Source organism: Hymenobacter monticola (genome assembly GCF_022811645.1).
In the GTDB taxonomy this organism is placed as follows: domain Bacteria; phylum Bacteroidota; class Bacteroidia; order Cytophagales; family Hymenobacteraceae; genus Hymenobacter; species Hymenobacter monticola.
The window spans coordinates 2,330,873-2,343,478 of the sequence record NZ_CP094534.1 but is presented as its reverse complement, the minus strand read 5'-3'; the positions used below and the strand labels follow the sequence as shown (position 1 = coordinate 2,343,478).

9 protein-coding genes are annotated in these 12,606 nt (G+C 63.0%); all 9 read left to right on the top strand.

The genetic code is table 11. The features are described from left to right. Window positions 1-44 precede the first annotated feature (44 nt). The 9 genes from MTP16_RS09775 (at window position 45) to ccsA (MTP16_RS09735) (ending at window position 12,271) form a co-directional block, all read left to right on the top strand. Window positions 45-1,121: an NAD(P)/FAD-dependent oxidoreductase gene (locus MTP16_RS09775; RefSeq protein ID WP_243518988.1), complete on the top strand. Its 1,077-nt coding sequence runs from the start codon at window positions 45-47 to the stop codon at window positions 1,119-1,121. 184 nt (window positions 1,122-1,305) lie between these two features. Then, window positions 1,306-4,581 carry a hypothetical protein gene (locus MTP16_RS09770; RefSeq protein WP_243518985.1) on the top strand — a complete coding sequence of 1,092 codons (3,276 nt, stop codon included), beginning with the start codon at window positions 1,306-1,308 and terminating at the stop codon, window positions 4,579-4,581. 133 nt (window positions 4,582-4,714) lie between these two features. Continuing rightward, window positions 4,715-6,244, top strand: coding sequence for a T9SS type A sorting domain-containing protein (locus tag MTP16_RS09765; protein ID WP_243518983.1), 1,530 nt, complete (start codon window positions 4,715-4,717; stop codon window positions 6,242-6,244). Window positions 6,245-6,294: 50 nt separating this feature from the next. After that, on the top strand, window positions 6,295-6,969 hold the full coding sequence (locus MTP16_RS09760; protein WP_243518981.1) for a heme exporter protein CcmB: 675 nt from the start codon (window positions 6,295-6,297) through the stop codon (window positions 6,967-6,969). A 25-nt stretch (window positions 6,970-6,994) separates the two neighbouring features. Then, complete coding sequence (gene ccsA, locus MTP16_RS09755) at window positions 6,995-7,753, top strand: cytochrome c biogenesis protein CcsA (protein WP_317244100.1); 759 nt, start codon at window positions 6,995-6,997, stop codon at window positions 7,751-7,753. A gap of 31 nt (window positions 7,754-7,784) precedes the next feature. After that, on the top strand, window positions 7,785-7,979 hold the full coding sequence (locus MTP16_RS09750) for a CcmD family protein (protein WP_243518978.1): 195 nt from the start codon (window positions 7,785-7,787) through the stop codon (window positions 7,977-7,979). Window positions 7,980-8,033: 54 nt separating this feature from the next. Further along, window positions 8,034-8,462 carry a cytochrome c maturation protein CcmE domain-containing protein gene (locus tag MTP16_RS09745; RefSeq protein WP_243518975.1) on the top strand — a complete coding sequence of 143 codons (429 nt, stop codon included), beginning with the start codon at window positions 8,034-8,036 and terminating at the stop codon, window positions 8,460-8,462. An 87-nt stretch (window positions 8,463-8,549) separates the two neighbouring features. Then, window positions 8,550-9,632, top strand: coding sequence for a hypothetical protein (locus MTP16_RS09740; protein WP_243518972.1), 1,083 nt, complete (start codon window positions 8,550-8,552; stop codon window positions 9,630-9,632). A gap of 23 nt (window positions 9,633-9,655) precedes the next feature. Next, on the top strand, window positions 9,656-12,271 hold the full coding sequence (ccsA, locus tag MTP16_RS09735; RefSeq protein ID WP_243518970.1) for a cytochrome c biogenesis protein CcsA: 2,616 nt from the start codon (window positions 9,656-9,658) through the stop codon (window positions 12,269-12,271). The last annotated feature ends 335 nt before the right edge of the window (window positions 12,272-12,606 follow it).

The following is a 12,606-nucleotide window of genomic DNA, read 5'->3' as shown; positions in this document are numbered from 1 at the left end:
ACACCTGACACCTCATTAAGCGAAGCGTCCTTACCTTGCCAGCCATGACGGACTATGATTTTCTGGTAGTGGGCCACGGCATTGCGGGCGCCACCTTGGCGTATGTGCTGCGCGAGCGCGGCCACCGCGTGCTGGTGTTCGACCCCGGCCAAGCCAACTCCGCCTCCAACGTAGCAGCCGGGCTCATGAACCCGGTGGCGGGCAAGCGCTTTGCCCTCTCCTGGCGCGCGGCCGAGCTGCTGCCCTTCGCGGGCGCCTTCTACCGCGAGCTGGCACAACGATACGGCCAGACTTTCTTCTACGAAACGCCCATTTTCAAGCTTTTCAACTCGCTCGAAGAGCAAAACGCCGTGCTGGCCCGCAGCGCCGACCGCCCTTGGGGCGAATTCGTGGCCGAGCTGACGACCACCGACCCCAACCTGCCCGGCGTGCACGCACCATTCGGCGGGGCCTGGCTGCGCGGTGGGGGCCACGTGGCCGTGCGGGAATTGCTGGCCACCCTGGCCACCGAAGGCCACAACGCCGGCTGGCTGCGAGCCAAGGCCTTCGACTGGACGCAGCTGAAAATCGGTGCCGACGGCGCCAGCTATGCCGGGCAGGTGCGCGCCCGTCACGTCATTTGCTGCGAGGGCGCGGCGACGGCGCGCAACCCGTATTTCGACTGGCTGCCGCTCACTCCTAACCAGGGCGAGGTGCTGGACGTGGAATGCCTGGGGCTGAGCGACGCGCAGGTGCTCAACCGCGGCGCCTACGTGGTGCCGTTGGGCGCGGGGCAGTTCCGGGTGGGCGCTACTTATCGGTGGCCGCCGTTCAGCGAGGGCATCACGGCGGTAGGGCGCGAGGAACTGGCGGCGCGCCTGAGCGTGATTACCGACTTGCCGTTTGCGGTGCTGGGGCAACGGGCGGGGGTGCGACCCGCCGTGCGCGACCGCCGGCCCCTGCTGGGCCCCCACCCTGCCGTGCCGGCCCTGAGCTTTTGCGGCGGCTATGGCTCGAAGGGCGTGATGCTGGCCCCGCGGCTGGCCACGCTGTTGGCCGACTGCCTGGAAGGCCGCGCCGAAATATGGCCCGACGCCAGCCTGCAGCGCTACAACGCCCTGCGGCCGGTTGGCGTAATTTGAGTACTATTGGAGCGCAGGGAAAGAGTCCCGATATTCCCGGCGCGGCAGTGGAACATTTTCGGGCTAAATGCCTTTACTTCAACGGGCCGCGCCCACTGGCTCCCGGGGCGGAACCTTTCGCCGGCTTCGCCAACTTCTATGCGTTACCGCGGACTAAAATCCGCTCTTGTTCGTTGCCTTCTCTATGACCATTCCATTATCCGCCAAGCGCACGCTGGGAGCTCTGGCACTGCTGCTGCCGTTGCTTTACAGCCCCGCGGCCCGGGCCCAGACGGCGCAGGAACCGTTCGGGCGGGTGCGCATCCAGTACAAGCAGTTCAACTGGCAGCAGCTCAGCACCCAGAACTTCAACGTGATGTACTACGCAGGCGGCGAGGCCAGTGCCCGCCGCGCCGCCGAGTACGCCGAGAAGGAGCTGCAGCGCATCACGGCGCTCATTGGCTACTATCCCTATTCGAAATCCACGCTGCTGTTCTATAACTCGGTGGGCGACCTGCGGCAGAGCAACATCGGCCTCACGGCCACCCTGCAGCAGGTGAACGGCGGTGAAACCCCGCTGGCCCGCATGAGCAAGGTGCAGATTGCCTTCGAAGGCCAGGAAACCGAGTTCAAGCGCAAGCTGAGCACCCAGATAACTCAGGTGCTGCTCAACGACATGATGTACGGCGGCTCGCTGAAGGAAGTGCTGCAAAGCAGCTACCTGCTCCAGTTGCCCGACTGGTTTATCGGCGGAGCGTCGGCCTATGCGGCCGAGGGCTGGAGCGTGGACATGGACGGCTACATGCGCGACATGGTGAAGCAGTACCCCACCGGCAACCGCACGGCACCGTTTTTCCTGCGCAACTCCACGCTGGCCGGCCAGAGCATCTGGAACTATGTGGCTGAGCGCTACGGCTACACCACCATTCAGAACATTCTGAACCTGACGCGCATCACGCGCGATATTGAGGTGGGCATCAGCTCCTCGCTGAACGTGCCGTTTAAGGTTTTTCTGAAAGACTGGCTGGCGTACTACCGCGAGCAGAACGGCGCGGCCGTGGCCTCGCTGACCGAGCCCGACAAGAAGTTTCGGCTGGGCGGCCGCAACCGCCACGCCGACGTGTTTTCGCAGCCCGTGGTGAGCCCCAACGGCCAGCTGGTGGCTTACGCCCAGAATGAGCAGGGCCGCTACCGCGTAGTAGTGATGAACCGCGACGGCTCACACCGCCGCACCCTGAGCCGCGGCGGCTACAAAACTCCCGACCAGCAAATTGAAACCCGTCTGCCAGTGATAGCCTGGCGTGGCAACGCGCAAGTGGCCGTGGCCGAAATGAGCCGGGGCAAAATGACCCTGCGTCTGCGCGACGCCGACGGCCGCGGCCTGGTGCGCCGCGTGGCCGAATCCATTCGCTTCTCGCGGCCCGCTTCTTTGTTCGAGCCCTACGACCAAGTGCTGAGCATGAGCTACTCGCCCGATGGCAAGGCACTGGCTTTTAGCGCTGTGTGCAACGGGCAAAACGACATTTATGTGCTGCGCGCCGGTAGCCGGCAGGCCGAGCAGCTCACCAACGACTTGTTCGACGACGTGCAGCCGGTGTTCTTGCCTAACGGGCAGGGCATCGTGTTCAGCTCAAACCGCTACCTCGACTCGGCGGGGCGTGCCCGACCGGCCACTTTCCAGAATGTGGTGAACAACTACGACCTGTTTGAGTACCACCTCGACGGCCGCGCCATTCCGGTGGAGACGCTGGTGAGCACCATTTCGAACGAGACGCGCCCGCGCGCCATTTCCGACGACGAGATTCTGTACCTGGGCGAGGAAAGCGGCGTGCGGGCCATCTACCGCTACTCGCTCAAAACCAAGCAGCGCGGCATTCTCACCAGTTGGCTGCCCAACACGCAGGATTTTGACTACAGCGCCACCACCAAGGCACTGGTGTTTGTGGCGCCGGCGCAGGCGCGCGACATCCTCTATCTCTACCCCGAGTACGCGCTGCCGCCCACGGCCCTGCCCCTCACCAAAACCACCCGCCAGCAAACGCTGGAGGACCGTTCGGCTCCGCCGCGCACCGTGACGCCACCCAAGCCAGCGCCGGTGCCTACACCTTCGCCATCGTCGGTGGCAGCGGCGGCGGCCGATTCCGCCAGTGCGCCCGCCAATGCCCCAGCCAAGGGGAAATCGACCGGCCAGGTGAACACCAGCGACTATCAATTTGAGGAAGACGAGCCGGCCCAGGCCGCGGCCGCCAAGCGCCGGCGCCTCACGCCCACCGCTGCTTCGACGGCTGCGGCCGCTACCGCGCAGTCCCAGGTGGATAATCCGCTGACGGGCCCCTTCCGGTACGACACGCGCTTCATGGCCGACAACGTGTCGACGGCGCTGTACGTGGACCCGCTGCTGGGCTTGGGCCTGCAGTTCAAGGCGGCACTGACCGACGTGCTGGAAAACCAGCGCATCGACGCCAGCATTTTTGGCTTGTTCGACCTGCGCACTAGCAACATCCGCGTGGGCTACACCAACCTCACCAAGCGCTACGACTGGGGCGTGGGCTATCAGAAGCAGGCTTACTTCTTCGGCATTGGCTCTTATAACTACCGTTACGGCCGCCACGAGGTAGCGCCCACCATTGCCTACCCCCTCACCCACAACCTGAGCCTGCGCGGCGGGCCGCGCTTTGTGAATATCTCAAGCACGCAGCTGGGCGATGTATCGACGGCCAATGACCAAAGCACCAACTACATTGGCTACAAAGGCGAACTGGTGTTCGACAACAGCATCAACACCGGCGTGAACATGGTGGTGGGCACGCGCCTGAAAGCCAGCCTGCAGAGCCTGAATAGCCTGGGCGACAAGGGCCTTAGCTTTAGCAAGTTTGTGATTGACCTGCGTCACTATCAGAAAATCAGCCGCTCCATTGTGTGGGCCAACCGGGCCAGCTACGGGCAGTTTTTTGGCCCGCGTGCCCAGGTGTTCCGCATCGGCGGCATGGACGACTGGCTTAACGCCGACTACACCCAGGCTCGCTTCCTGCCTGGCTACTCGGCTGCCGACCAAGTGATGAACCAGGACTTCGTGACCAACCTGCGCGGCTTCAACTACAGCGCCCGTAGCGGCCCGCGCTACGTGCTGTTCAACAGCGAGCTGCGCATTCCCATTGTGCAGTACTTCGCGCACCGGCCCATCTACTCGGGCTTCTTCCGCAACCTGCAGCTCACGGGCTTCGCCGATGCCGGCACGGCTTATTCGGGCACCAACCCCTTCGGCGTCGACAACTCGGCCAACACCGTGAAGGCGGGCGGCAATGGCAACTACTTCACTGCCACCGTTATCAACTTCCGTAACCCCTTGCTCATTGGCTACGGCGTGGGCGCGCGCACCACCTTGCTCGGCTTCTACGGCAAAGTAGACGTGGCCTGGGGCCAAGAAGACTATACAACCAAGGGGCCAAAATTCTACTTCACGCTCGGCTACGACTTTTAACTGTTAGCGCTTAATTCGTCATTGCGTTGAAAAGGCTCCTGGCTTCGTTGCCAGGAGCCTTTTTGTATATTGCATCGGCCCGGTAACCTGGCACTTCCGTTCTTCGCCCGTCGTCCACCAAGCCCTTTCCGCTATGAAAAAGCTGCTACTCTCCGCCCTGCTCACGCTGGCTGCTTCCAGTGCTTTTGCCCAGTACCAGACGCCCGGCACCGGCGTGCGCTGGACGCTGGCCCAGCTGGCGGCTGCCACCGGCTCCAACGTGGTGCTCACCGGCCCGGGCACCTACGCCGTGAACGGCAACCTGCGCCTCAGCCCCACCGATACGCTCTCCATCACCACCAACGCCACCTTGCGCGTGGCCGCGGCGGCCCTGCTCACGGTGGATGGCGTGCTGCTGGTGAACCCGCGCGACTCGGTGAAAATCACGGCGCAGGCCAGCACGGCGCCGTTTAGCGGGCTCACGTTTTCGGCCACCAGCCAGGGCTCGCGGCTGCGCAAAACCATTGTGGAGTATGGCGGCGGCATTCGCATTCTTGATAATGACTTGTTGCTGGATAGCTGCGTGGTGCGCTACCAAGTGGCGCGCATTGGCAGCACCGCCACCAACAGCGGGGCCATCAGCCCGTCGGGCGGGGCGCCGCGCATTCTCAATTGCCGCATTTATGCCAACGCCCGCGCGGGCGTCCAGAGTCCGTCCAACCGCAATACCTCGCCGGTGATTCAGAACTGCCTGTTTCGGAACAACGACACCGAGAATGCCAACACCCCACAGATTAACCTGGGCATTGGTGGCGCTACGCCCATTGTGATTGAGCGCTGCCAGGTTATCGGGGGGCCATACAATATGGCTGGCGGTGTGGCGGTGTCCAACTTGCTGGGCGTGTCTGGCAATACGGTGGTGCGCATCCGCCAAAACCGCATTGCCAACAACCGCTATGGCATTGTGCTGCAGGGACCAGGCATTCAGGCGGTCATCACCCGCAACGTTATAGAGAACAACAACATCAACCCCAACGCCAATACCGGTGGGAGCGGCATCAACCTGCAGGGCAACGCTACGCTCACCGGCGTTGCCAGCCGCAACGTGCTGCGCGGCAACCTGTGGGGCGTGACGGTGCTGCGCACCTCAAGCACCAGCACCAACCCCGGCCCCACTATGAGCTTCGGCAACGTGAGCAGTGCCGACAGCCTCAACGTGGGCCTCAACCAGTTCTATAACAACGGCAACGGTGGCCAAGTATACGACTTTTACCTGAACATGCCCGACAACATGCTGGCCCAGAACAACGACTGGGGTACCAACTCGGCCGCCGTGGCCGAAAGCCACATCGTGCACCAGGTAGACCAAGCGGCGCTTGGCTTGCTCAACTTTATGCCTATGCGCGCCACCAGCGTATTGGAGGCACGTCAGGCTGCGGCGGTTCTGGAACTAGCCGCTTACCCAAACCCGGTACATGAAGCGCTGACTATTCGCCTGCCCTCCAGCGCCTCGGCCAGCCTGACGCTGCGCAATGCGTTAGGGCAATCAGTTTACACCACCGAAACCACGCCCAGCAATGCCCAACTCACGGTACCGACGGGGCAGTTGCCGCCGGGTCTCTACGTGCTGACGGTGAGCCAGCAAGACCGAACGGCCACGGCAAAAGTGCGGGTGGGAGAATAATTCGGGTCGGGTCTGGCGTATCTTTGCGGCCCGAACCGTAGCCTTCGACTGTGCCCCTACTCCGCGAAATTTCCACCCTGCTAGCCAAAGACTTCCGCTTGGAATGGCGGCAGCGGGCGGCACTGGGGGGGCTGCTGCTCTACGTGGGCAGCACGGTGTTTGTGTGCTTCCTGAGCTTCAGCCTGCGCGGTGGCACGCCCCCACCGCCGGCCTGGAACGCCCTGCTGTGGGTCATTTTGCTCTTTGCCGCCCTCAATGCCGTGGCCAAGGGCTTTATGCAGGAAAGCCCCGGCCAGCGGCTGTATTACTACACACTGGTGCGGCCCCAGGCCGTCATTCTGGCCAAAATTATTTACAACGCTCTGCTGCTCACCGCGGTGGCCTTACTCGGCTTGTTTCTCTACACGGTTTTTCTGGGCAACCCCATTCAGGACCCGGCGCTGTTCGTGCTGAACTTGCTGCTGGGCGCCGTGGGTTTTGCTACCACGCTCACGCTGGTGTCGGGCATTGCGGCCAAGGCCGGTGGCAACGGCGCCACGCTCATGGCCATTCTGGGCTTCCCGCTGATGGTGCCCATGCTGCTGCTGCTCATTAAGGTGAGCAAGAACGCGCTGGACGGGCTGGACCGCGGCGTGAGCCAGCAGTCGTTGCTGACGCTGCTGGCGCTCAATATGATAGTGGGCGCAGCCTCGTACGTGTTGTTTCCTTTTTTATGGCGGGGCTAAGCCGCGCCGCAAGCAGTTGAATAGTATGACGACCGCAAAAATCATTGGCAGCATTGTGGGCCTCGCCTTCACGGTGGGGGGCATCTGGGGCGGCCAGCGGCTGATTGAGCAGCGCACCCCGGGCATGCTGTGGAAGGCGCTGACGGCGGTGCTGCTGCTGGCCGGCTCGGTGGCCGGGCTGCTGATTCCGGTGCCGCGCCTGCCCATTGTGAACGAGAGCATCCGCAACCTGTTTTTCCACGTGCCGATGTGGTTTTCCATGTTCATGGTGCTCATGGTGTCGGTGTGGTATTCCATTCTGTACCTGCGCAATCCGTCGACACGGCTCGACGTGCTGGCCCACGAAGCGGTGAAAAGCGGCATTGTGCTGGGCGTGCTGGGGTTGATGACGGGCAGCCTGTGGGCCCGCTTCACCTGGGGCTCGTGGTGGGTGAAGGAGGACCCGCGCCTCAACGGGGCGGCCGTGGCCCTGCTCATCTACGGCGCCTACCTGATACTGCGCGGCTCGTTCCGCGACGAGCAGCAGCGGGCGCGGGTGTCGGCCATCTACAACATTTTCGCGTTTGCGGCGGCCATTCCGCTGCTGTTTGTGCTGCCCCGCGTGTCGGGCAACAGCCTGCACCCCGGCCAAACCGGCAACCCCGGCTTCAACCAATACGACCTTGACAGCACCATGCGGCCCGTGTTCTACACCGCCGTCATCGGCTGGGTACTTTTTGCCTTCTGGCTGACGCAAATCAGCAGCCGGCTGGAATTTCTGAAAATTCGCAACGATGAAAAATAGCGTTTTGCGCGCGTGCGCCCTCCTGGTTTTGTTGTTTCAATTCGCCCAACGGGCGGCAGCCCAGGCCCCCACGCCCGACGGCGTGGACATGGCCGATACCTTACGCCAGAACGGTAAGATTTACGTGGTGGTGGCGGTGGTGGTCATCATCGTGGCCGGCTTGTTGGTGTATTTGTTCTCCCTCGACCGGAAGGTGAGTAAACTGGAAAAAGAAGCTAATTCCTGATTTTTTCGCCATTGCGCGGCACCACCCGCGTCCCAAACCTGTTGCTGATTCACAATGAAAAAGTCTAGCCTGTTTATCATTGCCATCATCGCGGTGGCCGCCGCCATCATCCTCAGCACCACCGCCGACGCCAGCATGTACGTAGGCTTTGGCGAGGCCCGCGCCCGCGCCGCCGAGGGCAACACCACCAAGGTGCACGTGGTGGGTCGCCTCCCGCGCGACGCCCGCAAGCAGCCCGTGGGCCTGGAATACGACCCGCTGAAAGACCCCAACTACTTCGCCTTCACGCTCGTGGACAGCACCCAGATTGCCCAGCGCGTGGTGTACAATAACCCCAAGCCCCAAGATTTCGACGCTTCAGAGCAAGTGGTCATCACCGGCGCCATGAAGGGTGACGTGTTCATGGCCGACCAAATTCTACTGAAGTGCCCCAGCAAATACGTGAAGAAGGATTTGGAAGGCGCCACGGCTTCGGTTCAGTAGTAGTTGGCCCGCCCGCAAGCACCCCGGCACCCGGTTTCTGAAACGATACGTCGCTTCGGAAACCGGGTGCTTTTTTCATTGGGGCTGGTGGTTTGCTTCTTCGCTACCGCCGCGGCCCAGGCGCCCAACGACAACATCGAAAACCGGCGCGTGCTGCGCCCGGAAGAAACTGTGACTTCCAGCACCACCGGCTGCACCGTGCAGCGCAGCTGTGTAGATGAGCGTCTGACCGGTAAATGCATCGAGTACCACAACGACCAATGGTTTGAGTTCACACCCAAAACAGCGGGGCGCTATTTCATCAACATTGGCGGGCAGAAGTGCCGCGACGTGCGCGGTGTGCAGCTGGTGGTGCTCATGGGCACGCCCTGCCAGCCGGCCACCTACCGCATTCTGAGCTGTACCTCCCTGGGCACCCAGGACGACGTGTTTGTGACGCTGGATTCGCTGCGCGCCGGCCAGCCCTACCTGCTCGACGTGGACGGCTACCTCAAGGACTTCTGCCAGTTTACGCTGCAAGTGAGCCAGACCGCCACCGGCATGCCCGTGAGCTACTTCCCGCCCAACCCTACCCGCCTGCTGCCCACCGCCAGCCGCGTCGTAGAGCTGCGCTGGACCGTGCCCGATTCGCTGGCCAGCACGCCCGGCTGCCGGGTGATGCGCCGCGAGATTCATCAGTACCGCAGCACCGAGGTGCGTTACGTGCCCGTGCGCCGCGACACCTACGGCCGCCCTGAAACCGCCTACGCCGTGGCCGACACGCTGCCCGGTCCCGGCATCTACGACTACCAGGTGGTGACCACCCGCGCCGATGCCGGCCCGGCCGCCGACCGCCTGCGCCAGTGGTGGTACGCCTACGGCACCGCTGCCACCGCGCCTCTGCCCGGCACCGCCCCGCGCACCGACGTGGTGACGCTGCCCCTGCGCAAATACCCGAACAAGGCCCGCCTGTCGGTCATCATCACCGACCCGGGCACCGGGCGGGTGCTGCTGGCCCGGCAGCTCGTTAATCAGCCCGGCGATGCGCGCCAGGCCGAGGTGCCCGTGCGCAAGTGGCAGGACGCAGGCCTGGAAAAAATTGCCGTTGAAATCACTTGTCATCCGCCGCGGGGCGCCTTTTTCACCGACCGGTTGTTGTTGAAGCTCCCGGCTCCGGCGGCGCGGCCGTAAATTTGCCGGATATTCTTTAGCTTATGAACTTATTAGTAGGACAAATCGGCCACCTGAGCGTCATCTTGGCGTTTGCGGCGGCTTTGGTGGCCGCGTACGGCTACTTTCAGGCTTCGCGGGGCCGGGCGCTGGGTGAGGAAGACGCCAGTTGGCGGCGGCTGGCCCGGGGCGCGTTTTTCGTGCACGGCGCGGCTGTTTTCGTGGTCATCGGGTGCTTGTTCAACATCATTCACGCCCACCGCTACGAGTACTACTACGCCTGGAGCCACAGTTCCAACCACCTGCCGGTGGAGTACATGATTTCCTGCTTCTGGGAAGGCCAGGAGGGCTCGTTCCTGCTCTGGATATTCTGGCAGGTGCTGCTGGGCTTCTGCATCATGCGCTTCAACCGCAAGTGGGAGGCACCGGTGATGGCCGTGTTCAGCGGTGTGCAGCTGTTTCTGGTGAGCATGATTCTGGGCGTGGTGCTGGGTGGCGTGAAGGTGGGCTCCTCCCCTTTCATCCTGCTGCGCGAGTTCCTCACCGACCTACCGGTGTGGAAGATGAACCCCAACTTCGTGCCCAAAGACGGCACCGGCCTCAACGCCCTGCTGCAGAACTACTGGATGGTGATTCACCCGCCCACGCTGTTCCTGGGCTTCGCGCTCACGCTGGTGCCCTTCGCCTTCGCCATCGCGGCCCTCTGGAAGCGTGAGCTCACCAGTTGGGTGAAGCCCGCCCTGCCCTGGACGCTGGTGGGCGGCGGCGTGTTGGGTGTGGGCGTGGTGATGGGCGCCTACTGGGCCTATGAAACCCTGAACTTCGGCGGCTACTGGAACTGGGACCCCGTCGAAAACGCCGTGTACATTCCTTGGCTGGTGCTGGTGGCCTCCTTGCACGCCTTGGTGCTGTGGCAGAAGCGCCGCACCGGCCTGCGCACCGCTTTTGCGCTGGTGGTAGCCACATTCGTGCTTATTCTTTACGCCACTTTCCTCACCCGCTCGGGCGTGCTGGGCAATGCCTCGGTGCACTCCTTCACGGATTTGGGCCTGAGCGGACAGCTGTTCATCTACCTCGCAGCCTTTGCGGTGCTGGCGGTGGCGCTGCTGATTTCGCGCTGGAAAGAGATTCCGGTTTCGCCCAAAGAGCTGACGGCGTATAACCCCGAGCTGTGGGTGTTTGTGGGGGCCACGGTGCTGTGCCTGGGCGCCTTCCAGGTGCTGTTCACCACCAGCATTCCGGTGTATAACTCCTTCATGGGACTGATTGGCATCAAAACCAACGTGGCCCTGCCCGCCGACCAGATTGCCCACTATTCCAAGCTGCAGCTCTGGATGGGCGTGGGCGTGGCCCTGCTCTCGGGCATCGCCCAGATAATGTGGTGGCAGCGCAACAACCGCGAAACCGTCATTAATTCGCTCACCGCGCCCACGCTGCTGGCCCTGCTGGGCACGGCCCTGGTGGTACTGCTGGTGCGCTACAATGGCCTCACCATATCGGCACCCTACGTGGTGCTCACGCTGGCGGGCCTGTTTGGGGTGCTGGCCAACTTTGGGATGATTTTCACCCTGCTGCGGCGCGGCGTCCGCCTCTCGGGCGGCGCGGTGGCCCACTTGGGCATTGCCTTGATGCTGCTGGGCATTCTGGCCTCGGCGGGCTACTCTAACATCATTTCGCGCAACGTATCGGGCCTGCTGTACTCGCGCGAGTTCAGCGAGGACCTGAACCGCGACAACGTGCTGCTGTGGCGCAACGAAACCACGCCCATGCACGGCTACCAGCTCACCTACACCGGCCAGTTTTATGAGGTGCCCGGCGTGCCCGGCTACGTCGACAAGCAGTTCCTCTACCGCACCGACGACGAGTACAAAGCCCTGGCCCGCGCCCCCATTGCCGTCGACGGCAAGACCTACTACAAGACCGGCGACACGGTGAACATCCTGCCCGAAAACACCTACTACCGCATCAACTACAAGAATGTGAAGTCGGGCGAGCAGTTTGCACTATACCCGCGCGCGCAGGTGAACGACGAGATGGGCGGCGGCGAAGGCGGCGGCCTGCTGGCCTCGCCGGCCATCAAGAAGTTCTGGGGCCACGACATCTACACCCACGTGAGCTCTGTGCTCGACCCGCGCAAGGAGAAGCCCTGGAGCGAGGCCACCGAGCACGTGCTGGCCGTGGGCGACACTATTTTCCTGAACGACTACTTTGCCGTGTTCCGGGCCATTGAGCCGGCCCACGAAACCGCCGGCCTCAACCTGCAAAAGGGCGACCTGGCCCTGCAGGCCGACATGATTGTGACCGGTGAGAAGCGCCAGTACCACGCCCACCCCGTGTTTGTAGTGCGCAACCGCATGGTAGGCCGCGTGCCCGACGAGGTGGAAGACCTCGGCGTGCGCCTTACCCTCAACGCCATCGACCCCACGGCCGGCAAGTTCACCTTCGGCGTGAGCACCACCCAAAAGGACTACGTCATCCTCAAGGCCATGGAAAAGCCCTTCATCAACCTGCTTTGGAGCGGCACCCTGCTCATGGCCCTAGGCTTCGGCCTGAGTGTGCGCCAGCGCGGCGGCAAAGGCGTGGTGGCCGACGAAGCCCCCGAAGCCCAAGCTACCGAAGAAGCCGGCCGCCGGGCCGCCCGCCCCCAACCGGTGAGCTAGCCGCAGCTTGCTGCTGAAATGCCAAAAGCCCATCCCGTCTCGGCGGGGTGGGCTTTTACATGTACCGGAAGTACTTCCTGCTAAAGCGAAGTGGGCTTCCGAATAGGCCGGAGGTTGCGCTTCAATCCGATGTATTTCTTGACACTGATGCTTGTTCAAACGACGTAGGGGCGGGGCTTGCCCCCGCCCGGCTATTCGTGCCGGTTTAACAATTTCGTTTGACGAACGGGCAGGGGCAGGCCCCGCCCCAACGTCGTTCAACCGGCCTCCACGGACGAAGACCCCAAAAGCTGGGAGCTCAGTAACGGTCTTATCACCCAAACAAAAAGGGCCGC

What these genes read in the sequence shown, in the direction of transcription:
- MTP16_RS09775 (WP_243518988.1), top strand. Translation starts at nt 45, where the DNA reads ATGACGGACTATGATTTTCTGGTAGTGGGCCACGGCATTGCGGGCGCC.
- MTP16_RS09770 (WP_243518985.1), top strand. Translation starts at nt 1,306, where the DNA reads ATGACCATTCCATTATCCGCCAAGCGCACGCTGGGAGCTCTGGCACTG.
- MTP16_RS09765 (WP_243518983.1), top strand. Translation starts at nt 4,715, where the DNA reads ATGAAAAAGCTGCTACTCTCCGCCCTGCTCACGCTGGCTGCTTCCAGT.
- ccsA (WP_317244100.1), top strand. Translation starts at nt 6,995, where the DNA reads ATGACGACCGCAAAAATCATTGGCAGCATTGTGGGCCTCGCCTTCACG.
- MTP16_RS09745 (WP_243518975.1), top strand. Translation starts at nt 8,034, where the DNA reads ATGAAAAAGTCTAGCCTGTTTATCATTGCCATCATCGCGGTGGCCGCC.
- ccsA (WP_243518970.1), top strand. Translation starts at nt 9,656, where the DNA reads ATGAACTTATTAGTAGGACAAATCGGCCACCTGAGCGTCATCTTGGCG.